Below are 23,051 nucleotides of genomic sequence, written 5' to 3' on the forward strand. Positions count from 1 at the left end.
GGTCAGAGCTGGCGGGGGTCGAAGTCGAAGGACAGCCGCCGCCCGTCGTGGAACGCCTGGGTGAACTGGTGCTCGGCACCGTGCACCCGGGTGAACAGCGGACCGATCTGCGCGCGCAGGGCTTCGGCCTCCTCGCCCTCCCCCTCCGCCCGGAGGTCCATGGTGAGGTTGGCCGCGCAGTTCAGGGTCAGCGGGTGCTCCTCGCCCAGCAGCGCGCGCAGGCGGCGCAGAGTGCCCCGGCCCAGCCGCGCGGCGTTCTTGGTGTCCCCGAGCGCGGCCAGGTCGCCCGCCAGGTTCATCGCGACCCCCAGGGAGTAGTGGTGGTCGCGCCCCAACTTGGCCTCCAGCCCGGCCAACGACCTCTCGTTGAGTTCGCGGGCACGTTCGTTCTCCCCGACCAGGCGGTACAGGAGGGCGACGTTGCTGGTGCACCCGTGGTTGTAGGGGTGGTCCGAGCCGTAGACGTCGTCATAGCGCAGGTCGGTGTCCTCGGCCAGTTGCAGGGCCTCCGACAGTGCTCCGGTCATGCGCCAGGTGTTGGCCAGGCACATCGCGGCGGCGAGGGTGTGGGGATGGTTCAGGCTGTACAGGCGCAGGTGCCGTGAATGGCCGTCCTGCGCCAGTTCCAGGGCCTGGTCCAGGTCCCCGTTCATGCGCAGGGAGGTGGCCAGGCTGATCTGGGCCTGGAGGGTGCGCGGGTGGTCGGCGCCGAGCTGTTCGATGCCGTAGGCCAGGGCCTCCTCGCCCATGTCGCAGGCCTCGGTGTAGTTGCCGAGCAGGCGGATGACGGTGGCCAGTCCGTTGAGGTAGGACAGCAGGGCCGGGGAACCCGGGGACCGGGTCTGTCGGTTGTGCAACAGGTAGACGCGTTCGTTGAGGTCCCGTGCCCTCTCGAAGTCACTGGTCAGGACGTAGTCGATGGACAGGTTGTACATGGCGCGCAGGGTGGCCGGCGCGGTGGGGCCCAGCACTTCCTCGTGCAGGCGCAGGGTCTCCTCGTCGTGGACGCGCGCCTCACGGAAGTCCCCGGAGGTGCGCATGTCCGCGCCCAGTCCGGAGAGCACCGACAGGGTCAGGGGGTCGCTCGGCCCCAGGACCGCACGGGCCCGGGGCAGCAGTGCCCGGTCCAGGTCGTGGGCCTCCTGGTAGCGCCCTGCTTCACGCAGTCGGTTGCCGTACTTGATCTGCGCTTCCAGCACATTCGGATCGTCGGGGCCGGAGTCGCGCGACCACTGTTCGATGAACTCGTGCGCGTAGCGCTCGTTCATCGCGTAGTTGCCGGAAGCGTAGAGGAAGTCCAGGATGTCGAGCGCGAACCGCCGGGCGTCGTCGGCGGTGCTCTCGACGATCCCGGAGGGGCGCAGATGGGGTATCAACTGGAGGAAGCGCGTACGTGAGTCCGGATCGCTCGTGCCGGCCGGGGTGGCGGTCGCCAGCAGGGTCCAGACCTCCTCGCGGACGGCCGTGCGCTGCTCGGCGCTCAGCTCGGCACGGACCAGGGTCTGGATCAGCCGGTGGACCTGGATCGTGCGGTTGGTGCCGTCCAGGCGGATCAGCGCGTAGCGCCCCAGGTGCCCGATGGCCCGGCTCAGCCGGATGGGGTTGTTGAGCAGCTCCGTCATCACCGGACGGACCCGGGAGTCCTCCACCGGGAAGAAGATGTCCCTGGGGATGGGGTCGGGGCCGAAGAACGAGCAGCAGCGGAGCAGCTCCATCGCCTCGGGCAGGTTCTCCTGGAGCTTGCTCACCGACAACTGCCAGGCGGCGGTCATCGGGGCCGGGTACTCGGTCGGCTTGCCCTCGCGGAGCAGGGAGGCGGGCTGTTCGGAGAGGAGCCTCAGGTACTCGGCGTTCGACATGCCCGTCTCCGCTCGCAGGGCGCCGGCCTGCTCCAGGGCCAGGGGCAGGTGTCCCAGGGCCTCGGCGAGCTCCTCCGCCTCCTTGCGGGTGATGCCGCGGGGGATGCGCTTCTTGAGGAACTCGATGCTCTCGGTCTCGGGGAAGACGTCCACGGAGACGGTCTGGGCCGTCGCCTCCCAGCGGTGGTTGCGGGAGGTGATGAGCACGTGTCCGTGCTCGCCGCCCTCGGGGATGACGTTGCGCAGGTCCTCGGGTTCGTCCGCGTTGTCGTAGATCAGGAGCCACCTGCGGTGGGGCTCCCCGCGGCGCAGCGCGTCCAGGACGTTCTCGGAAGCCTCCTCGATCCCGCTGACGTTCACCCCGGGCAGTCCCATGTGGGGGGCCAGGTGCGCGAGGGATGAGCGCACCAGGCCCGGCTGGTCCGCGTTGATCCACCACACCAGGTCGTACTCGTACCTGTACAGGTGTGCGTACTCCACCGCCATGAGGGTCTTGCCGACACCGCCGTAACCGTGGAGCGCGTGCGGGACGACGGCGGTGATCTGGCTCATCAGCCCCGACCTGAGCTGTTCGAGCTGCCGGGTGCGCCCGGTGAAGTTCTTGTTACGCGACGGTACACCCCCCCAGACCTCGGGAAAGCGTCCGGAGGCCCGGCTGCTCGTCGGCTTGTGCACATGGGTCACTCGGTTATCCTCCGGATTCACATATGTCACACCGGAAACTCTTTTCTTGATTCCGGTCGGGAGTTGGTCTCGGTGTGATCGTTCCGATTCCCGGGGTATTGCGGAGACAGGTGGCCTTCAGGGTAGGACATCGGCTACCGGAAGGACAGTGGGTAGAGGTCTGGAAAGTTCACGGGAAGCGCGCGAGAATGGTTTCCCAAAGTCGTCGGACTTCGCACTCATCGATGTGCGGGAAAGAGTGGACGGTGCGAACCAAGGAACCCGTCGAGCGCCTGCCCGACCTGGCCGTCTCCGGATGGTCCCTGTGCGATGTCGACGCCTTCGGCGAGTCCGCCATCGCCGCCGCCCTGCGGACGATCCTCGATCCGGACGGGGCGGAGAGCGAAGCGGTGGCCGCCTTCGAGAACGAGGGAGCCTAGGAGAGGACGGCCTGCCGCCGGAGGCGGCGGGCGTTCTGTTGCGGGAGGGGCCGGCGGTCTTCGGCCCCGCCGATCCGAAGGTTCCGACCGGGTATCCCGAATCCGGTTCCTCGTGTGCGGAGACGGCATCGGCGCAAAGGGGGCCGTCCGGGCGAGTCCGATGTCCCCTCGCGGCCGGTATCCACTTCCGGCGTTCTGTTTCCGCTGGTCAGAGGTCATTCCATGAAACGAGCCGGCATTAATCCGGAGAGGGATCCAGGGCCGTTCATCGGTTCACGTCCTTTCCGCGCCCTGGACCGCCTTTTCTTTCACGGGCGCGAGAAAGAGACCGCGGAACTCGTCTCCGCGTGGCGGAACCACCACCTCACTGTTCTGCACGGCGACACGGGGGTCGGGAAGACCTCCCTGCTGCACGCGGGCGCCGTCCCCGCGATCACCGACCGGGCAGGGGATGTGCTGGCCGACGGCGGTCGGCGGTGGTCGGACGCGGGGCTGCCGGCCGCCGTCCTGCCCGACCAGAATCCCTACACCCGCGCGCTGGTCTCCTCCTGGGATCCCGACGGCCCTCCCGGCCGCTCCGTCGCGGATCTGGTCCGCGCCCGCGCCCGCTCCGACCGCTACGGTCTGCCGGTCCCGGTGTTCGCGGCTGTGGACCGGCTCGAGTTCCTCCTGCGCCCCGGCGGAGCGGACGAACAGAGCCGACGCGACCTGCTGGAGGAGCTTTTCTCCTGCCTGGAGGAACCGGGGGAACTGCACCTGCTGCTCTGCGTGCGCACCGACCACCGGGACGAACTGCGCGGCCTGCTCGACAAGCACGCCCTGCGGTTCGCCGAGGTCGCCCTGGGGCCGTTCTCGGCCCGGGCGGCGGCCGACGCCGTCGATCGCTCCCTGGAACGCGTGGGGCACCGGTTGGACCCGGGGCAGGGGCGGCTGCTCGCCCGGGCGCTGGCCACCGCGGCCCCGGGAGGGGAGGGCGGCGGGACCGTGGACCCGGGACTGCTCCAGATCGCCGGCCGGGCGATGTGGGAGGACCGCGCCGACCGGGACCGGTCCCTCAGCGGCGATCCGGCCGCCGACACCGACCGGGCCCTGCGCGCCCACACGGCCCGTGTCCTGGCCGAGACGGCGGCCGAATGCCTCCTGTCCCCGCGTGCGCTGCGCGGCTGGCTCGACCGTGTCCTGGCATCGGGGGACCGGGGGGTCAGGCCCTTCCGCGGTGGCGAGAACGCCGCCCGCGCGCTCCAGGACGGGCACCTCCTGACCCGGCACCACGCCGACGGCGCCTATGTGGTGCGGCACCCCCGCCTGGCCGGGCCCCTGTCCTCGCCGGACCGCCTCCCCGAGATCCCCCGCGACGCCGGCGCGCACTTCTCCTTCGCGTGCCGCAACCGGGAGCAGGGCGATCTCCCGGTGGCCCGGGAACACGCGCGCAGGGCCCTGGCCGCCCGGCCGACGCCCCGGTCCGGCGGGCGCGCCCGGATCGTCTCCCTGCTCGGAGACCTGGCCTTCCAGGAGGGGGACCTCCCCTCCGCGGCCCGCCTCTACCAGGAGGCGGTCGGCCTGTGGGCCTCAGCGGGGGAGGGCACGGCCGTGGGCTACGTCCTGGTCGCACAGGCCCGCTGCCTGCTGCTGGCCCGTGACCGGCCCGCCGCGCTGAACGTCCTCGGGGCCTCGGCCGGCCGGGCCGTCACCGACCCCGGCCTGCAGACGGGCCTGGGCCAGGCCCTGTGGCACGCAGGTCAGGCCGAGTCGGCCCTGGACGTCCTGGACCGGGTGCTGGCCCGCGACGCGTCCAGCACCGAGGCCCGCCGGACCCGGGGAGAGATCCTCGCCGACCGGGGGGAGGCCGCCTCCGCGCTGCGCGACCTGGAGCGTCTACGGACCCCGGACAGTCCGTCCACCCGGACCGCCCGGGCCCTGGCCCAGGCCACCCTCGCCGGTGTCGGCACCTGGTCGGAAGAGCTGGACGAGGCCCTGGCCCAGGCCTCCGACAGCGGCCCGGTACTGCTGCGCGCGGCCCGGGTGCGCCGCCTGCGCGGAGACCGCGATCTCGCCGCCCGGCTGGCGGCACGCGCGGTCAGGGCGCACCATCCGCCCCTGCCGCCGCACCAGGTGTCCGCCGCAACCCGGCTGTCGGAGGAGGGGTGACGGGGGTCCTGGCCCAACTGTCCGATCCGACCGTGCTCGTCGCGCTCATCACGGGGGTGACCACCGCGACGGCCACCATCACCGCCTCGGCCGTCACCGGCGGCCGGGCGGTCAGGGCCGAGAGCGAACGGGCCCGCAACGCCCTGGAGGCCGAGCGCGTCCGCTGGGAGCGTGAGGACCGGGACCGCTGGACGGAGTCCTTCGAACAGCGGGTCGACGACGTCCGCAGCACGGTGCTGCGCTTCAACGTCACCGCCCGGTGGATCCTGCACGTGCGCAGGACGGGCCCTTCAGGGCACGGAGGGGACGACCTGGTCGGCCTGCTGGAGCGGCTGCCCGACGAGGTGTTCGCCGCGCTCACCGCCGTCGAACGGCTGCGGACGGCCCTGCCCGAGCGGGAGCGCGGCCTGGCCGCGGAGCTGGCGGGGACGGTGGAGGAGGTCTCGACCCGGGTGATCTCGCGGGAGCACATCACCCCCGACGAGATCAGGGAAGGACCGGATGCGGCGCTGCGGCGCCTGTTGGACGCGGTCTCCCCGCCGCCGACCGTTCCAGAACAGGGAGCAGGAGTGTGACGGCCAGCGCGATCACCCCGACCCCGGCCAGCAGTATCACGGAGGTCGCCCTCGGGGACAGGTACTCCAGCAGGTAGCCGCCGCACACCATGCCCAGGGGCAGGGCGCCGCTGGTGAAGACCCGGTCGGTGCCGATGACCCGGCCCAGGAGCCGCGGGGGGACGTGCAGGGCACGGTAGGTGCCGCGCGTGACATTCATGTGGGCGCCGACGAACCCGATGGTCCCCCAGGTCAGGGGCAACCCCACCATGAGCCAGCGAGGATCCAGCCACAGGGCCAGCACCAGCACGGCCAGGGACAGTGCCCAGGTCCACACGCACAGGACCACCATGCGCGGGGCCGAGACCCTGCTCACCAGGTGCGGGGCCAGGACCGAGCCGAGCAGTCCCCCGACCCCGGTGGCCGCCAGGATCGCGCCGATGAGGTGGGGCGGCAGTTCCCGGTCGGTGGCCACCAGCATGATGACCAGCCACACCACCTGGAACACGGCGTTGGTGACGGTGCACACCACGAGCGTCAGCGTCAGCAGGCGGTCGCGGAGCAGCAGGACCAGGCCGGCGGAGAACTCGCGGACCAGGGAGGGGCGCCGACCGGGCGCGGGTTCGTCCTCCGGGCGCATCCCGCGCGGCAGGAAGGAGGTCCCCGCCAGCACGCACAGCGATACGAAGGCGTTGGACAGGACGGGCGCCCATGCCGCCAGTCCGAACAGGAACCCGCCCAGGGGGCGTCCGATCATCTGGGAGCCGTGGACGTGGGCCTCGTTCTTGGCGGAGGCGGAGGCGAGCTCGCTCCTGGGCACCAGGCAGGGGATGGCGATGGCCGCCGCCGCCTCGAACAGCGTCGAGCAGACCGCGTGCAGTGCCGTCGCCGCGGCCAGCAGGTGGACCGGCGCCGACCACAGGACCACCGGGGCCACCAGCAGGATGATGACCATGAGGCGCCCCGTCTGGGCTGCCAGCATCATCCGGCGCGGGTCCCCCCGGTCGGCCAGGACGCCCAGGGGCAGGTGCAGCACCAGGTTGGGGACCAGCCCTGCCGCGGCGATCCAGGCCGCCGTCACGGGCGACCCCGACTGCGCCAGTGCGAGCAGCGGCACCATCAGGGTGAAGGTCATGGTGCCCAGGCCGTTGAGCGCCCCGCCGCTCCACAGCAGGGCGAAGTGGCGCCGCCACGGGGGGCGGTCGCCGGTGTTCTCGGGGACGGGGGGCGGTGCCGCGGCGCGGGTCCGGGCGGTCACCCCGTCCATGCGGAGGTCTCGGGCATGGCCTCGGAAGGAAGTCGACGTCGTTGTCCGACGGCGGTCGGGGATCCGGTGGCATCTCCGGGGTGCCGTCTTTTCCTACCTGCCTCGGTGGCCGGATGGGCCGTGAGGCGGCGCCGCGACCGTGTGTCGTCCGTGCGGCGCCGCAGTGGGACGGCGTCAGCTTAATGCGCTGCGGGAGCGTGCGGGCGCGCAACACGTCAACAGCCGATGAAGATCGTCAGGACCCGGTTCCCACGAGGGTGAGCCGGTGGGCCTCCGTCGTGTCCGGGTGCTCCCAGCGGCCGACGAGGCGGTCGACGACCGCCGCCGGGACCGGGGCGGGGCGGCGGTCCAGGCGGGTGCGCAGTACCCGGGGCGGGGCCTCGACGGCGACGATCTCCACCCGGGCGCCGTAGGCGGCGGCCAGGTCGGTGCAGCGGTCGCGCAGCGAGCGGGACACGTTGGTGGCGTTCCAGACGAAGGACCGGCGCGCCCGCAGGTGCTCGCGGGCGCGCTCTTGGGCGGCCGCCGCCACGGGCCGCTGGTCGTCGGTGGGCTTCACGCCCAGTTCGGCGCGGATCGCGTCCAGGCCCACCACCGGCAGGTCGGGGCGCTCCCGGGCGATCCAGGTGTCCTTGCCCGCCCCGGGCAGGCCGGACATGACGGTGGCGGTCATCCGGGTGTCGTCGTAGGCGTCGTGGTCGGGGTCGCGGTCGGGGCGGCGGAAGAACCAGAACCGGGCGTGGTCGGAGGGGAAGGCGCGCGGCCGGTCCAGACAGGCCTGTTCCGCGCAGTACTCGCGGTACAGGCCGATGTTCTCCAGCACCTCGGCGGTGTCCCCGCAGCGGCGCCCCAGGATGTCGGCGGTGGCGAGCAGCACCAGGTCGTCGTTGCGGGCGGTCAGGCTCACCCGGAACGCGATGCGGCGCAGGTCGGGGCGTTCCAGCGCCCAGAACGGGACCTGGTGGTGGCGTACCAGCGCCGCCACGTGCTCGCGCTGGGCGACGGGGGCGCCCAGCCGCCACAGGATGCCGCGCACCATGAGGTCGCCGCGCCGGGAGTGGCCGTGGGCGGTGACGCGGCCGGCGTCGTCGCGCCGGGTGCACAGGGGTTTGGCGATGTCGTGCAGCAGCACGGCGGTGAACAGCCGCGCCCGCTCCTCGGCGGGGCGGGACCGCCATTCGGGGAGGGAGGCCAGCGCCTCGCAGGCCATGCGGGTGTGCACGGCCACGTCCCCCTCGGCGTGGTGGACCGGGTCCTGTTCGACGCCCTCGAGGGCGCGGATCTCGGGCAGTGCCTCGCGCACCCGGTCCCAGTCCAGGTCCCAGGCGGGCGGGGCGGGGCACAGCCCGGCCAGGTCGGCGAACTCAACGTGCGTCCGCATAGAGCACCTCCGGGTCGGCCAGGCCGTTGGCGATGAGGGGGCGGTCCATCCAGTGGGTCCCCGAGTCCAGGACGGCGGTGGTGAAGTCGGCGCGCACCCACTTGTAGCGGTCGACGGTGCGTCCGCCCTCCTCGACCTTGATGTACAGGCCCTCCATCAGGTCGGAGCCGTCGCTCTCGGCCAGGGCCCGGTCGGGGTCGGCGCCGCCGGCGCGCGCCGCCTCGGCCAGGGCCTGGCGCCAGCGCGGGGTTCGGCAGCCGGAGGGGCCGACCAGGGCGGTGAGGTCGTCCAGCCGGTCCAGGGGGCCGGTGTGCAGGACGGGCACCGACGCGACGGGGAGGCCGGCGAGCATCTCCCGCCGGGAGGGGGTGTCCAGGAAGGTCCCGTCGCGGGTGTCGAGGATGTCGAACTCGCAGAACAGGTGGGGCAGGGCGTCGTAGTACACGGTGTGCTTGGCGTACATCCACTCGCCGTACAGCACGTACCGGTCGCCCAGCCGCTCGTGCAGCCGCGGGGCCAGGGTGGCGGCCCAGGCCTTGAACGGCGCGAACTGCCGTTCGCGGGGGCCTCCGGTCAGGTAGTGTCCGCGGCTCTGCAGGCGCAGGTCGCCGCCGGGGCCGAACCCGATCCCGGCGTTGGCGCCGTCGAGCTTCTCCTCCACGACCAGGTGCCGTCCGGCGATGGCGCGGAAGGGGACCGCGGACAGGTCCCGGTCACCGGGTTGCAGGCGCGATCCTTGGATGTGCCGGGTCCGCGGGTACTTGTGCATGGGCACTGTTCTAGCGCGGTGCCCGGCCGGGCGGCCAGGGGTTTTCCGGGCGAGGGGGCGCGGGCGGGGCCCGGGTCAGCGGTCGGCGACGGGGCGGCGCGATCCCAGGGAGGCCGCGTCGGCGGCGGCCCTCCCGGCGTTCCACCCGTCCTCGCTGTAGGGTCCGCGCATCCGCGAGTAGGTGAGCTCGCCGAAGGCCTGCTCCACGGCCTTCTCCACCTCGCGCTCGCGGGCGGCGAACAGCGGCACCAGGTCGCGCCCGGCCTCGGCCTGGGCGGCGTCGCGGACGCTGCGGGCGGCCTCGGTGAGGCGTTCGCCGACGCGCACCGCGAATGCGGACATGAACGAGGACCGGAAGTCCTTGCCCGCCCGGCGCCCGGCCCGGTCGCGCACCGAGCTGCCGGCCCGCATCGCGGCCTCCGCCTGCACCAGCAGGGAGGTGAAAAGCAGGTCGACGGCGTCCACGTCGTCGGGGAAGCCCATGACGGTGCACGTCTCCAGTTCGCGGTGCCACACCGCCCGGCAGTGGTTGGCCTCGGCGACCTCGTGCAGCAGAACCGCTTTGGAGTCGTCGTAGGGGGCGTCCACCGGCAGCCGCCTGGCGTACCCGGCCTCGGAGGACTCGGCCTCGTCGGCCTCCAGCAGCGCCCGGTCGATGCTGTGCCGGGCCATGAGCTCCTGGGCGCGGGTGCTGAGCGCCTCGGCCTCCTCGGGGAACTCGGTGGACTCGGCCTTGGCCAGCAGGGCCCGGACACGGGAGAGCTTGCCGCGGTCCACCTCGGTGCGCGCGCGGGAGGGACGGGGCCTGCGGGGGCGGTGGGAGCCGGGCGGGTCCATGAGGCGCTGCAGCGGTGGCAGGGCGCGCAGGGCGGCCAGGGTCCGCAGCACCTGTTCGACCGCTTCGAAGCGCAGCAGGCCGTGGGCGTCGGCCAGGTGCGCCAGCGGGTCGGCGATGGTGTCCAGGGCCCGCACCTGCGCGGCCCAGGCGGGGTCGACGGTCGCGGGGGAGTGCAGGTCCAGGTCCGCGGCGGCCGCGTGGGCGCCCACCGCGGCGGCGGCCGGGCCCAGCAGGCGGCCCAGCCGGCGCACGGTCTCGGCGGGCTGCCAGCCGCGTGCCCACACCGACCGGGCGGCGTCGAGCAGGGCCGCGGTCAGGGCCTGTTCGGCGGCGCGGGCCCGGTCCGGGTCCTCGGTGTCGGCGAGCAGTGCCGCCGCCAGGTCGACGCCACCGCCGCCGCGCCCCGTGACGAGGGCGTCGACGGCCTCGGTGACGATGTCGGCCGGAGGGGACGCGGGCGCGGGGCCGTCCCAGTCGGGCACGGTCCGTTCGCGCCGTCCGGGCGCCCGCCGCTTCCTGCTCCCCACCCCGTGTCCCCCCCGTCGTTCGCGCATGTCGTTCGCGCGCTGCCCGCGCATGTCGTTCGCGGCCGGTGGACGATCCTACCGAGCGGCGCGCACCCGCTCCGCCGCGGGAACCGCCCGCCTTCCACGTGAGGGAACGGAAATACCCGGGAAAAACGTCCGCTCGGGCGTGTGCGCGGTCCTGTCGGGAAAGGCTCCCGCGTCGCGTGTCCACTCCGGGAAAGGTCCCCCGCCGTCCGCGCGGACCGCGGTTCCCGGGCCCGAACCGCCCGGTCGGCGGCCCTTTCGGGTGCTTTCGCCGATGGTGGGAGCAACGCCCCTTTGGTCCGCTGGAGCGCCGGACACGTGCCATACCCCTCAATCCGGTTCCGTCCCCCGCCGGGCCGGTCGCCCGTCCAGGAAAGGTGGAGCTTTCCTCCCCGAAGCAATGCGGAAACATCCCGGACCTAGCGTCTCCTGCATCCGCAGCCACCGAGGAGTCTCCATGCACCAGGGCACCGGTCCCACCGACCATGAGGGCACCGCGACCGCGGAGGAGCCCCCGTGCCCCTACGGTCCGGACGGCGCCCTCATGCTGCACCGGGGAGGCGGGCTCCCCTGGCGGCGGCTGCGCGAACGCCACGGCGGGCTGGTCCCGGTGGAGCTCGGCCCCGGAGTGCCCGGCTGGCTCCTGCTGGGCTACAAGGAGAACCTCCAGGCCCTGCGGGACCGGACCCACTTCTCCGCGGACCCGCGCCCGTGGCGCGCGGACGGGGTCCAGGTGCGCACCGAGGCGCTGGGCCGCGACGGCTCCGAGCACCAGCGCCTGCGGGTGCCCATCGTGGACGCCCTGGCCGGGGTCGGCACCGCCCGCCTGGTCCCGGTGGTCGAACGCGCTGCGGTGCACCTGCTGGGCCGGGTCGCCGCCGAGGGGAGCGCCGACCTCATCGGCCGGTACGCCGCCCCGCTGCCCGCCCTGGTCCTCAACGAGCTGTTCGGCCTGCCCGACGAGTACGGCCGGCTGCTGGCCGACATCGCCGTGCTGTCCTGGAGCGGCGACCCGCAGGAGCGGTCGGCCGCCGCCCGGGCCGTGCGCGACTACTTCCGGGGGCTGGTGGAGCGCAAGCGCCGTGAACCCGGCGAGGACCTGGTCGGGCACCTGCTGGCCCACCCCGGCGCGCTCACCGACGAGGAGGCGGTCGAGGCGCTGACCCTGCTGTGGGAGGCGGGGCACGAGCCCACCACCCACCTGATCGGCAACTCGCTGCTCAGGCTGCTGGAGGACCCCCGGCTGTGGACCGCCTACCTGGGCGGCACCCTCACCCCGGAGGACTTCGTCGACTACGTCATGTGGACGGACCCGCCCCTGCAGGTCCTGGCCGGGCGCTACTCCGCCATGGACATCCGGTTCGCGGGCGCGCACATCCGCCGGGGTGAGCCGCTGCTGTTCGGGCTGGCCGCGGCGCACACCGACCCGTCCGTGGCGCGGGGCGGCGGCGACGCGATGACCATGGCCGGGAACCGCTCCCACCTGGGGTGGGGGGCGGGCGCGCACCGCTGCCCGGCCACCGCGTTCTCCCGGGAGCTGGTGCGCACCGCCATCGACCTGGCCGTGGACCGGCTGCGCGGCATGGTGCTGGCGGTGGAACCGGCCGGCCTGCGGTGGCGCCCCTCGCTGTCGGTGCACGGGTTGGAGGAGCTGCCGGTGTGGTTCACCCCCACCGGGGAGCGCGCCGAGCAGGCGGAGAGCCCCCGGGAGCGGGGGCCGGTGCGCACGTGGATCCGCCGCAGGCGGCGGCCCGCCGCACAGGGTGCCCGCTACCAGGCGCCGCTGGCCCGGCAGGGAGGGGAGGGCGGCGGGCGGACCGAGGCGGTGGTCGTGGAGGCCCGGCCCGCCGGGCGCCGCGCCCCGCAGAGGGCGGGCGCCCGCTACCAGGCCCCCTTCGCGGAGAAGGAGGAGGCCCCCGACCCGCTGGAGCGGCTCCTGGCGGCCTGGCGGCCCCGGGGCTGAACGGACGGGCCGAACGGAGCAGGGGGTGCTCCGCCGGGGCGGGGCCCGCCCCGCCCCGGCGGAGCCCCTCAGACGGCGGTCTCGACCAGCAGCACCTCCAGGGTGCGGGGGCCGTGCACCCCCTCCACCCGGTTCAGCTCGATGTCGCTGGTGGCCGAGGGTCCGCTGATCCAGGTGAGCGGCCGGGCCGGGTCGAGCAGGCGCACCGCCTGGGGCACCCCGTCCACGACCTGGTCGGCGCGCACCACGCACAGGTGGTAGTCGGGGACCAGGGAGATGGCGCGCCGCCCCTGGTCGGGGCCGCCGTCCAGGACGATCGTCCCGGTGTCGGCGACGGCGACCGCGCACGCGGTGACCACACCGTCGGCGGTGTCCAGCTCGCGCACCGACAGGGGCGCCTCCCGGGAGTCGGCCAGGGTCTCGGCGCCGGTCCGGGCCGTCCACTCCGCCGGCAGGCCCGAAGGCACCACGACGCGGCGGGCGCCGCGCCGCTCCAGTGCGGCGGCGACCTCCTCGCCGACCCGGTCGGCGGGGACCCGGCGCACCAGCGCCCTGTAGTCGACCAGGCGGTCCTCCAGCACCTCGAGGGTGGGTCCCACACCGTGGGAGTCGAGGTACGTCCGCTCGCGCGGACGGTGCACCGGCTCGTCGGCGGGCACGTCGGCCAGGGCGGCCCGCACCCGGGCCAGGATCGCTTCCTTGGCGCTCATCGGCCTTCCTCCTGAGCTCCGTCGCGCTCGTTCCACCAGCGGCGGAACGACTCCGCCGGGATGTCGGGGACGTCCCGGGTGTCGGTCCAGGCCCCGGCCGGGCCGGGCAGGTGCCGGGGGACCAGGTTGCGGCCCAGCCCGGCGGCGCGCTGCACGGCGCCCAGGGCGCCCGAGGACGAGAACACCGCCTCGGCGCCCGACATCAGGGCCTTCTCGCCCGCGTGGCCCCTGCCTCCGGCGACCTCCTCGCGCAGGTGCACCAGCACCTCGGGGATGTCGATGGCCACGGGGCACACCTCGTAGCAGGCGCCGCACAGCGACGACGCGTAGGGCAGGGCCTCGTCGACCTCCGAGGACATCCCGCGCAGCTGAGGGGTGAGGATCGCGCCGATCGGGCCCGGGTAGACCGAGCCGTAGGAGTGGCCGCCGGTGCGCTCGTAGACCGGGCAGGTGTTCAGGCACGCCGAGCAGCGGATGCAGCGCAGTGCCTGGCGGCCCACGGTGTCGGCCAGCACGTCGGTGCGGCCGTTGTCGAGCAGGACCAGGTGGAACTCCTGCGGGCCGTCGCCCGGGGTCACCCCGGTCCAGGTCGAGGTGTAGGGGTTCATCCGCTCCCCCGTGGAGGAGCGCGGCAGCAGCTGCATGAACACCTCCAGGTCGTTCCAGGTCGGAACGATCTTCTCGATGCCCACCACCGAGATGAGGGTCTGCGGCAGGGTCAGGCACATGCGCCCGTTGCCCTCCGACTCCAGCACCACGAGCGTGCCCGAGTCGGCCACCGCGAAGTTGGCGCCCGAGATGGCGGTGCGGGTGCGCAGGAACCGTTCGCGCAGGTGTGCCCGGGCGGCCTCGGCCAGCGCCCGCGGGTCGTCGGTCAGCCCGGGTGGTGCGGGCGTCCCCCACTCGGCCATCTGCTCCAGGAAGATCTCCCGGATCTGGGAGCGTCCCAGGTGGATGGCGGGCACCAGGATGTGCGACGGCAGGTCGTCGCCCAGCTGGACGATCAGCTCGGCCAGGTCGGTCTCGTAGGCGGTGATGCCCGCGGCCTCCAGGGCGTTGTTGAGCTCGATCTCCTGGGTGGCCATCGACTTGACCTTGACCACGTCGGTCTCGCCGGTGGCCTGCACCAGGCCGGTGACGATCCTGTTGGCCTCGGCGGCGTCGGACGCCCAGTGGACGTGTCCGCCCGCGCGGGTGACCGATTCCTCCAGCTGCTCCAGGTAGTGGTCGAGGTGGCGCAGGGTGTGCTCCTTGACCGCGGCCCCCTCGGCCCGCAGCCGGGCCCAGTCCTCGCCCAGCTCGTCCACCACCAGGCCGCGCCTGTCGCGGATGGTGTGCGTGGCCTTGCGCAGGTTGTAGCGCAGCCGCGAGTCCTTCACGGCGGTGCGGGCGGCCTCGGGGAAGGGCGGCATGCCCAGGAACGTGGCGCTGCTCATCGGGCCGCACCCTCCTTCTCGGTTCGGGCCTGGTCGGTCTGATCGGTCCCGGCGCCCTCGAAGTCCTTCTCGGTGCTGGCCAGGATCTCGGCGATGTGGGCGACCCTCATCCCGGCGCGCTGGCGGGAGAGGACGCCGCCGATGTGCATCAGGCAGGAGTTGTCCACGGCGCACAGCACCTCGGCGCCGGTCTCCAGGGCGTGGCGGGCCTTGTCGGCGCCCATGGCGGAGGAGACGTCGCCGTTCTTGACCGCGAACGTGCCGCCGAACCCGCAGCATTCGGTGGCCCCGGGCAGTTCGACCAGTTCCAGGCCGCGCACCGCGCGCAGCAGCTCGTAGGGGCGGTCGCCCAGGCCGAGCATCCGCAGCCCGTGGCAGGTGGGGTGGTAGACGACCCTGTGCGGGTAGTAGGCGCCCACGTCGGTGACGCCCAGGACGTCCACGAGGAACTCGGTGAGGTCGTACACGCGGGGGGCCAGGGCGGCGACCTTGCGGGACAGGCGGCTGCCGCTCGCGCCCAGGCGCGGGTAGTTGTCGCGGACCATGGCCGCGCAGGAACCGGAGGGCACCACGACCGCGTCGGCGTCCTCGAAGGTCCGCACGAACCGCACGGCGAGCCTGCTCGCTGGGCGGCGGTAGCCGGTGTTGTAGTGCATCTGCCCGCAGCAGGTCTGGTCCTCGGGGAAGACGACCTCGTGTCCCAGCCGCTCCAGGAGGCGCACCACGGCCCGGCCGGTGTCGGGGAAGAGCGTGTCGTTGACACAGGTGATGAATAGTGCGATCCGCATGGGCCTCCTTCGCGCCGCGCCGGACCGGCGGGCGGCCTGCTCGCCACGAGCCTCTCAGTGGTCAGACCACTTTGACATAACCGGGTGAATCGGAGCAAGAACCAGGGGGTTCACTCCTGCAGAGAGGATCGAAGGGGCGAATTGGTATGATCTCTCATGCGGGGATGGTGTCCGGCCTCACAGGTCCGGCCCCCGGGCGCAGGAGTCGTGGGAACGGGGGGCGTTGCGTGGACGACCGGACCTCGGTCACCCAGCGGGCCGTCGAACGCATCAAGGAGATGATCGCCTCGGGGGAGGCGGGCCCGGGCCAGCGCCTGCCCACCGAACGCGACCTGGCCGCCCGCCTGGGCGTCTCCCGCGGCTCCATGCGCGAGGCCATCCGCTCCCTGACCACGCTGGGCGTCCTGGAGGCCCGCCACGGCGCCGGCGTCTACGTCACCGCGCTGCGCCCCTCCGACCTGCTGGAGACCTTCTCGGTCCTGGCCGAGGTCTCCCGCGACGACACCCTCCTGGAGGTCCTCCAGGTCCGCAGGATGATCGAGCCCGCCGCCACCGCACTGGCCGCCGCCCGTGCCAGCGACGCAGACCTGCGGCGCATCGGCGAGCTCCTGGACCGCATCGACGGCGATCCGGTCAGCGCGGCCGATACGGTCAGCGCCGACCTCGGCTTCCACCAGGCCATCGTCGCCAGCACCGGCAACGCCACCCTGGCCGCCGTCAACGAGGGCCTGTCCTCGCGCACCTTCAACGCCCGGGTCTGGGCCGGGCACCGCGAGGCCGGGTTCACCGGTGAGCTGCGCGAGGACCACCGGCGCATCCACGAGGCCCTGCTGGCCCGCGACCCCGACGCCGCCCGCGCCGCCGCCACCGTCCACGTCATGCGTGTGGAGCGCTGGCTCGCCGCCGAACTGGCCGGACGGGGCCGGGCCTCCGGGGACTGAGCCCGGGGGCCCGGCCCCGTCCTCACAGACCGCGCTCGCGCAGCCGGTCGGCGAACTCCTCGGCCCGCAGCACCCGGGCCAGCTCCTCGCGCCTGGGCGCGGGAGCCCCCTCCTGCCAGGGCTCGTCCGCCTGCTCGGGCACCTCCCGGCGCAGCTCGTCGCGGATCCCCAGGGAACCGTGGTCCTCGATCTCCTCGATGCGCAGGCCGTGGGGGTGGTCGAGCAGGTACTCGGCCACCGCGGTGTCCTGGTCCGGGGCGCCCACGTCCATGTCGGCGTCCACGTCGTCGATGTCCTCCCAGTGCTCCCGGTGCTCCCCGTCGGACCCCTCGGTTGCTCCGGCCACGGGCGTCCCCCTCACCCTCGGTCATCCCCTATGTCTCGATCATGCCTGTTCGGGGCGATGTATTCCAGTGTCAGAACGGACGAGGCAGGACAAGAAGGAGAGCGCCGTCCGTTACGGACGGTAGGATTCTGCGATCGGCATTCGAGTGCAGAACCCCCTTCCCCCAGGAATGGAGCCCCCTGTCCCGTGACACTGCGCCAACGTGTCCGCGCGATCGTCGACGCCCCCTGGTTCCAGGCCACCGTCGTCACCCTCATCCTGATCAACGGCGTCATCCTCGGCGTGGAGACCTCGCCGCGGATCATGCGGGACCACGGGACGATCCTGCACGGCATCGACCTGTGCATCCTCGCGCTCTTCGTGGTCGAGCTGCTCCTGCGGATCTACGCCCACCGGGAGGAGTTCTTCCGGGACCCGTGGAGCTGGTTCGACATGGTGATCGTGGGCCTGGCCCTGATGCCCTCCTCGGGGCCGTTCGCGGTGCTGCGGGTCCTGCGGGTCCTGCGCGTCCTGCGGCTGCTGTCGGTCATCCCCAGCCTGCGCCACGTCGTGTCCGGGCTGTTCCGGGCGCTGCCCGGCATGATGTCGATCCTGTTCCTCGTGGTCCTGCTCCTCTACGTCTCGGCGGTGATGGCCACCCGGCTGTTCGCCGGAGTGTCCCCGCAGTACTTCGGGGACCTGCCCACCTCGCTGTTCACCCTGTTCCAGATCGCCACCGCCGACGGCTGGGGCACCATCGCCAAGGACGTGATGGAGCACATGCCGATGGCGTGGGTCTTCTTCGTCGTGTTCGTGCTGGTGTCGACACTGGTCGCCCTGAACCTGTTCATCGCGGTGGCCGTGGAGGCCCTGGAGAAGGACGACGACGAGCGGTCCGGGGGCGGCGGCGGGGGCCCGGTCGGCGCCGACGAGTCCGGCCCCGACGGCGAGGGGCCCGACGGGCAGCGCCTCATCCTCACCGAGCTGCGCGCCCTGCGCGCCGAGGTGGCCCTGCTGCGCCGCGAGCGCGAGCGCGAGGGAGCGGGGCGCGGCTGAGTGCGGCGCGGCCCGGAACGGGCCCGGCGGAACACCTTCAGTGCGACAGGGGTTGTGGAGAACGCCGCGTTCGCCCCCGGACGTGGCAGGGTAGTGGCGACAGCCGCAACGCGGAACGCGCCGGCGCGGACCGAGCGGCCGCGCCGCCCGCCCGCACCGTACGGACGACGAGGAGCGACCGGATGTCTGCCACACCCCTCCCTCGCACAGAGGACACCGGAGAACGGGCCGGGGAGGCCCCGCCACTGGACCGCCGGGACGAGTGGGCCGCCCTGGGAGCGCACCGCGAGCGACTGGGCGGCACGCACCTGCGCGACCTGTTCGAGGCGGACCCCGCCCGCGCGGACCGCTTCACCCTCGACGTCGGCGGCCTGCACGTCGACTACTCCAAGAACCTGGTCACCGACGAGACCCTGGGCCTGCTGGCGGACCTGGCCGGAGCCACCCGGGTCGCCGCCCTGCGCGACGCGATGCTGCGCGGCGACCGCATCAACCTCACCGAGGACCGGGCCGTGCTGCACACCGCGCTGCGCGCCCCGCGCTCGGCGGTCATCGAGGTGGACGGCCGCAACGTGGTCCCCGGGGTGCACGAGGTCCTGGACCGGATGTCGGAGTTCGCCGACCGGGTGCGCTCCCGGAGCTGGCTCGGCCACACCGGGCTGCCGGTGCGGCGGGTCGTCAACATCGGCATCGGCGGCTCGGACCTGGGCCCGGCCATGGCCTACGAGGCACTGCGGCCCTACAGCGACCGGGGGCTGGAGTTCCGGTTCGTGTCCAACGTGGACGGCGCCGACCTGCACGAGGCGCTGCTGGACGCGGACCCCGCCACCACGCTGTTCGTGGTCTCCTCCAAGACCTTCACGACCATCGAGACCATCACCAACGCCACCGCCGCCCGCCGGTGGCTGGTGGAGGGCCTGGGCACGGAGGAGGCCGTCTCCCGCCACTTCGTGGCGGTCTCCACCAACGCCGAGGAGGTCGCCCGGTTCGGGATCGACACCGGCAACATGTTCGGCTTCTGGGACTGGGTGGGCGGCCGCTACTCCTACGACTCGGCCATCGGCCTGTCGCTGATGATCGCGATCGGCCCGGAGCGGTTCCGGGAGATGCTCGCCGGGTTCCACCTGATGGACACCCATTTCGCGACCGCGCCGGTCGAGCGGAACCTGCCGTTCCTGCTGGGGCTCCTGGGCGTCTGGTACGGCGGGTTCTGGGGTGCCCAGAGCCATGCCGTGCTGCCCTACAGCCACCACATGTCCCGCTTCTCCGCCTATCTCCAGCAGCTGGACATGGAGTCCAACGGCAAGTCGGTGCAGCGCGACGGGCGTCCGGTGGGCTGGGCGACCGGGCCGGTCGTGTGGGGCACCCCGGGGACCAACGGCCAGCACGCGTACTTCCAGCTGCTGCACCAGGGCACCCGGTTCGTGCCCGCCGACCTCATCGGGTTCGCCGAGCCCGCCCCCGACCTGCCCGGCTCCCTGGTGCCCCAGCACGACCTGCTGATGGCCAACCTCTTCGCCCAGGGACAGGCGCTGGCCTTCGGCAGGACCGCGGAGGAGGTCGCCGCCGAGGGGGTGCCGGCCGGGCTGGTCCCGCACCGCACCTTCGCGGGCGGCCACCCCACCACCACGATCCTGGCCGAGCGGCTGAGCCCGTCGGTGCTGGGACAGCTGGTGGCGCTGTACGAGCACAAGGTGTTCGTCCAGGGGGCGGTGTGGAACATCAACTCCTTCGACCAGTGGGGTGTGGAGCTGGGCAAGGTGCTGGCCAGGCGGGTCGAGCCGGCGCTGACCGAGGGGGCGCCGGTGGAGGGGCTGGACGCCTCCACGGCCGGACTGGTGGCCCGGTACCGCACCCTGCGCGGACGCTGACCGGCGGCGGGCCCCCGCCCGGCAGGGGCGGGGGCCGCCCCGCGGCCGACGAGGCTCGACGGCGGGAGGGAGGGTGGACGGCGGCCGCCGCGACCGCTGAACGGCGCGGGAGGGGCGGGAGCGCTCGCGCCGCTCCGTTGCGCGGGGCGGTTTTCCGTTGCGGGGTTCTCGCCTCCGGTGGGCGGGTGCCGGTGTGCGTTGCCGCCTGGCGGGCGGTGTGCCCTGCGGCGGGTGGTCGGTCCTGCCCGCTCTGGTGCCGCGCTGTGGGGCGCTCACCTGTGGCGGATGGGGCGCCGGTGTCCGTTCCCCTCTGGTGGGCGGTGCCTCCTCCGAGGGGCGGTCGGTCCGTCGCGGTGTTCCACCGCCGGTCCGCTGCCGCGGTGGCCTCGGCGTGCGCCGCCCGGCGGACGGTGGGACCCCCGGTCGGCCGCGCGCCCCGGACCCGGGGCGGGGTCCCGGCGCGGATGTTGGAAATCGGTACGCCACTCGTGCAAGCTCTACGTGATCGATCTACTACGTAAAGCGACCAACGGGGGGCAGGGCCACACATGACCGCGCCTATGGACGCGCCGGAGTCGTCCCAGCACGCCGACCCCGAGGCAGTGGTCGCGGGGGCGAAGAACGCCGCCGGCCGCTCGCTGCGCCAGATCGCCTGGCAGCGCTTCCGCAGGGACAAGGTCGGCATGGCCGGCGGGATCGTCGTCGTCCTGCTCATCCTCGTCGCGGTCTTCGCCCCGCTGCTGACCGCCTGGTTCGGCTACCCGCCCGACCGGTTCGACCAGCAACTCGTGGACCCCCTCACCGGCGGTGTCCTGCGCGACCCCGACGACCCGGCCCTGGGCCTGGACCCCTGGGGCGGGATCGGCCCCGACCACCTCCTGGGCGTCGAACCCGTCAACGGCCGCGACCTGTTCAGCCGCATCGTCTACGGGGCCCGCACCTCGCTGCTGGTCGCCACCGTCGCCACCGTCGTTTGCGTCGTCATCGGCACCGTCCTGGGCGTCGTCGCCGGATACTTCGGCGGCTGGGTCGACACCGTCATCAGCCGGGCCATGGACATCTTCCTGGCCTTCCCGCTGCTGCTCTTCGCCATCGCCCTGGTCGGTGTCATCCCCGACGGGGCCTTCGGCCTCACCGGCAACGGGCTGCGCATCGGCGTGCTGATCTTCATCATCGGGTTCTTCAACTGGCCCTACATCGGGCGCATCGTGCGCGGGCAGACCCTCACCCTCAAGGAGCGCGAGTTCGTCGAGGCCGCCCGCAGCCTGGGCGCGGGCAGCGCCCACATCGTCTTCAGGGAGATCCTGCCCAACCTCGTCACCCCCATCCTCGTCTACTCCACCCTGCTCATCCCCACCAACATCCTGTTCGAGGCGGCCCTGAGCTTCCTGGGTGTGGGCATCAACCCGCCCACGGCCACCTGGGGCGGGATGCTGGAGAACGCGCTGCGCTTCTACACGACCTCGCCGCACTTCGTGATCATCCCGGGCCTGGCCATCTTCGTCACCGTGCTGGCGTTCAACCTCTTCGGCGACGGCCTGCGCGACGCCTTCGACCCGCGCTCCTCCGACTGACCTCCCCCGGGCCGCGCCGCCCGCCCGGGGCGGACCGGCCCCGGGCCGCGCGCCTCGCACGGCCCCCGCAGCAACCGATCCCGGTTTCCGCAGCAACCCGATCCTGGAGGCAAGGTGAACACCCACCACGAGGGCACACCCCCGGCGCCCCGGAGGCGCCGGCACGCGGCTCCCGCGGCCGTCGGCACGGCACTGGTCCTGATGCTGACCGCGTGCGGCGGCGGGGGCGGGGGAGGCGGCGGGGGAGGGGACGTCGACGCCGAGTTCAACCAGGCCGAGACGGAGATCGTCAACCCCTCCGACCAGGCCGGAGGCACCCTCCGGTACGCCATCTCCTCGGACTTCGACTCCCCGGACCCGGGCAACACCTACTACGCGTTCAGCTGGAACTTCACCCGCTACTACGCGCGCACCCTGCTCACCTACACCGAGGCCCCCGGGCAGGAGGGCACCGAACTCCAGCCCGACCTGGCCGAGGCCATGCCCGAGCCCAACGAGGACTCCACCGAGTGGACAGTCCGCATCAAGCCCGGGCTGAAGTACGAGGACGGCACGGAGATCACCGCCCAGGACATCAAGTACGCGATCGCCCGCAGCAACTTCGGCGACCAGGCCCTGCCCAACGGGCCCAAGTACTTCCAGGAGCTCCTGGCGGACAGCGACGACTACGGGGGCCCCTACGCCGACGACACGGACCCGCTCGAGGGTTTCGACGGCATCGAGACCCCGGACGACCACACCCTGGTCTTCCGCCTGAAGGAGAGCTTCTCGGAGTTCCCCTACCTCCTCATCCAGCCGCAGACCGCGCCCGTCCCCGAGGAGGCCGACCGCGGTGAGCAGTACCAGAGCCGGGTGGTCTCCTCGGGGCCGTACAAGTTCGACGGGGACTACCGGCCGGGCGTGTCCCTGAACCTGGTCCGCAACGACCAGTGGGACGCCGCCACCGACCCCACCCGCCGGGCGCTGCCCGACCGCATCGAGGTGCAGCTGGGCGTCGACCAGAACGAGATCGACCAGCGGCTGGTCAACGGTGAGCTCGACGTGGACCTGGCCGGTACCGGTGTGGGCCCGGCGATGCGCGGCAGCCTCATCACCGACGAATCCCGGCGGGTCAGCGTCGACAACCCGCAGACCAACACCCTGCGCTACGTCAACATCAACACCGTCGTCGAGCCGCTGAACGACCAGGCCTGCCGCGAGGCGGTCATGTTCGCCGCGGACCGGGACGCCCTGCACCGCGCCTGGGGCGGCGACACCGGCGGCGACATCGCCACCCAGATCATGCCCGCGGCCCTGCCCGGCGCCGACCCGAGCCTGGACCTGTACCCCTCCGACGACAACAAGGGCGACCTGGAGATGGCCCGGCAGAAGCTGGAGGAGTGCGGGCAGCCGGACGGCTTCTCCACCTCCATCGGCGCCCGCGCCGACCGCCCCTCGGACGTGAGCACCGCCGAGGCCGTCCAGCAGGCGCTGGGCCGGGTGGGCATCGAGGTCGAGATCAAGCAGTACCCGTCCGACACCTACACCAACACCCAGGCCGGTTCCCCGGACTTCGTCCATGAGAACGACCTGGGGCTGACGGTGTACGGCTGGGCCCCGGACTGGGCCAGCGGCTACGGCTTCATGAGCAAGATCCTGGACGGTGACGCCATCCAGGACGCGGGCAACGCGAACGTCTCCGAGTTCGACGACGAACAGGTCGACAACTGGTTCGACGAGGTCGTCACCGTCGAGGACCCCGACGAGCGCGCCTCGATCTACACGCAGATCGACGAGCGGGCCATGGAGCAGGCGGTCATCCTGCCCGCCGTGTTCGAACGCACCGTGCTGTACCGGCCGTCGAACCTGACCAACGTGTACTACCACGCGGGCTACTCCATGTACGACTACATGAGCCTGGGCACCACCAACGACTGA

At 72.9% G+C, this 23,051-nt stretch carries 18 protein-coding genes; 9 read left to right on the forward strand and 9 right to left on the reverse strand.

What is annotated here, in order from left to right:
* Positions 1-2: 2 nt before the first annotated feature.
* Positions 3-2,543 (reverse strand): FxSxx-COOH system tetratricopeptide repeat protein, encoded by a 2,541-nt coding sequence (fxsT, locus tag ACSUPR_RS27460; protein ID WP_436887731.1) that lies wholly within the window; start codon positions 2,541-2,543, stop codon positions 3-5.
* Between the two features lie 245 nt (positions 2,544-2,788).
* Here fxsT and ACSUPR_RS27465 point away from each other — a divergent pair, with 245 nt between their 5' ends.
* The 3 genes from ACSUPR_RS27465 to ACSUPR_RS27475 all read left to right on the forward strand — a co-directional run bounded on the left by ACSUPR_RS27465 (position 2,789) and on the right by ACSUPR_RS27475 (position 5,685).
* Complete coding sequence (locus ACSUPR_RS27465) at positions 2,789-2,962, forward strand: FxSxx-COOH cyclophane-containing RiPP peptide (protein ID WP_436887733.1); 174 nt, start codon at positions 2,789-2,791, stop codon at positions 2,960-2,962.
* 222 nt (positions 2,963-3,184) lie between these two features.
* Positions 3,185-5,110, forward strand: coding sequence for a tetratricopeptide repeat protein (locus ACSUPR_RS27470; protein WP_436887735.1), 1,926 nt, complete (start codon positions 3,185-3,187; stop codon positions 5,108-5,110).
* Positions 5,107-5,685: a hypothetical protein gene (locus tag ACSUPR_RS27475; protein WP_436887737.1), complete on the forward strand. Its 579-nt coding sequence runs from the start codon at positions 5,107-5,109 to the stop codon at positions 5,683-5,685. The genes ACSUPR_RS27470 and ACSUPR_RS27475 overlap by 4 nt, the downstream gene beginning before the upstream one ends.
* Here ACSUPR_RS27475 and ACSUPR_RS27480 read toward each other — a convergent pair.
* The 4 genes from ACSUPR_RS27480 to ACSUPR_RS27495 form a co-directional block, all read right to left on the reverse strand.
* The gene (locus tag ACSUPR_RS27480) at positions 5,597-6,931 is read right to left on the reverse strand and encodes an MFS transporter (protein WP_436887739.1); all 1,335 of its coding nucleotides are present in this window, start codon (positions 6,929-6,931) and stop codon (positions 5,597-5,599) included. The genes ACSUPR_RS27475 and ACSUPR_RS27480 overlap by 89 nt on opposite strands.
* A gap of 235 nt (positions 6,932-7,166) precedes the next feature.
* The gene (locus tag ACSUPR_RS27485) at positions 7,167-8,312 is read right to left on the reverse strand and encodes an AAA family ATPase (RefSeq protein WP_436887741.1); all 1,146 of its coding nucleotides are present in this window, start codon (positions 8,310-8,312) and stop codon (positions 7,167-7,169) included.
* The gene (locus ACSUPR_RS27490) at positions 8,296-9,081 is read right to left on the reverse strand and encodes an RNA ligase family protein (RefSeq protein ID WP_436887742.1); all 786 of its coding nucleotides are present in this window, start codon (positions 9,079-9,081) and stop codon (positions 8,296-8,298) included. Before ACSUPR_RS27490 ends, ACSUPR_RS27485 begins: the two co-directional genes overlap by 17 nt.
* A gap of 75 nt (positions 9,082-9,156) precedes the next feature.
* The gene (locus ACSUPR_RS27495) at positions 9,157-10,473 is read right to left on the reverse strand and encodes a DUF2786 domain-containing protein (RefSeq protein ID WP_436887744.1); all 1,317 of its coding nucleotides are present in this window, start codon (positions 10,471-10,473) and stop codon (positions 9,157-9,159) included.
* Positions 10,474-10,927: 454 nt separating this feature from the next.
* Between ACSUPR_RS27495 and ACSUPR_RS27500 the strand changes: the two genes are divergently transcribed.
* Entirely contained in the window at positions 10,928-12,433 is a 1,506-nt protein-coding gene (locus ACSUPR_RS27500; RefSeq protein ID WP_436887746.1) for a cytochrome P450, read from the forward strand.
* Between the two features lie 68 nt (positions 12,434-12,501).
* Here the strand turns inward: ACSUPR_RS27500 and ACSUPR_RS27505 are convergent, their stop codons facing one another.
* Genes ACSUPR_RS27505 through ACSUPR_RS27515 form a run of 3 tightly spaced genes read right to left on the reverse strand, consistent with a single transcriptional unit; the run spans position 12,502 to position 15,367 of the window.
* Entirely contained in the window at positions 12,502-13,143 is a 642-nt protein-coding gene (locus tag ACSUPR_RS27505) for a LutC/YkgG family protein (RefSeq protein WP_436887748.1), read from the reverse strand.
* On the reverse strand, positions 13,140-14,579 hold the full coding sequence (locus ACSUPR_RS27510) for a lactate utilization protein B (protein WP_436887749.1): 1,440 nt from the start codon (positions 14,577-14,579) through the stop codon (positions 13,140-13,142). The genes ACSUPR_RS27505 and ACSUPR_RS27510 overlap by 4 nt, the downstream gene beginning before the upstream one ends.
* Positions 14,576-15,367 carry a (Fe-S)-binding protein gene (locus ACSUPR_RS27515; RefSeq protein WP_436887751.1) on the reverse strand — a complete coding sequence of 264 codons (792 nt, stop codon included), beginning with the start codon at positions 15,365-15,367 and terminating at the stop codon, positions 14,576-14,578. The genes ACSUPR_RS27510 and ACSUPR_RS27515 overlap by 4 nt, the downstream gene beginning before the upstream one ends.
* A 278-nt stretch (positions 15,368-15,645) precedes the next feature.
* On the opposite strand from ACSUPR_RS27515, the gene ACSUPR_RS27520 reads away from it, so the two are divergent.
* A complete protein-coding gene (locus tag ACSUPR_RS27520) occupies positions 15,646-16,308 on the forward strand; it encodes a FadR/GntR family transcriptional regulator (protein WP_436892164.1) in 663 nt (220 codons plus the stop codon).
* A 22-nt stretch (positions 16,309-16,330) separates the two neighbouring features.
* Here ACSUPR_RS27520 and ACSUPR_RS27525 read toward each other — a convergent pair whose 3' ends face one another.
* On the reverse strand, positions 16,331-16,654 hold the full coding sequence (locus tag ACSUPR_RS27525; protein WP_436887753.1) for a hypothetical protein: 324 nt from the start codon (positions 16,652-16,654) through the stop codon (positions 16,331-16,333).
* A gap of 186 nt (positions 16,655-16,840) precedes the next feature.
* On the opposite strand from ACSUPR_RS27525, the gene ACSUPR_RS27530 reads away from it, so the two are divergent.
* The 4 genes from ACSUPR_RS27530 (at position 16,841) to ACSUPR_RS27545 (ending at position 23,051) form a co-directional block, all read left to right on the forward strand.
* Positions 16,841-17,689, forward strand: a complete 849-nt coding sequence (locus tag ACSUPR_RS27530; RefSeq protein ID WP_436887755.1) for an ion transporter — start codon at positions 16,841-16,843, stop codon at positions 17,687-17,689.
* A gap of 182 nt (positions 17,690-17,871) precedes the next feature.
* Complete coding sequence (gene pgi / locus ACSUPR_RS27535; protein WP_436887757.1) at positions 17,872-19,560, forward strand: glucose-6-phosphate isomerase; 1,689 nt, start codon at positions 17,872-17,874, stop codon at positions 19,558-19,560.
* 548 nt (positions 19,561-20,108) lie between these two features.
* Entirely contained in the window at positions 20,109-21,134 is a 1,026-nt protein-coding gene (locus ACSUPR_RS27540) for an ABC transporter permease (protein WP_436887759.1), read from the forward strand.
* A gap of 201 nt (positions 21,135-21,335) precedes the next feature.
* On the forward strand, positions 21,336-23,051 hold the full coding sequence (locus tag ACSUPR_RS27545; protein WP_436892165.1) for an ABC transporter substrate-binding protein: 1,716 nt from the start codon (positions 21,336-21,338) through the stop codon (positions 23,049-23,051).

This window comes from Nocardiopsis dassonvillei (assembly GCF_964273065.1).
GTDB classification, from domain to species: Bacteria; Actinomycetota; Actinomycetes; order Streptosporangiales; family Streptosporangiaceae; genus Nocardiopsis; species Nocardiopsis dassonvillei_B.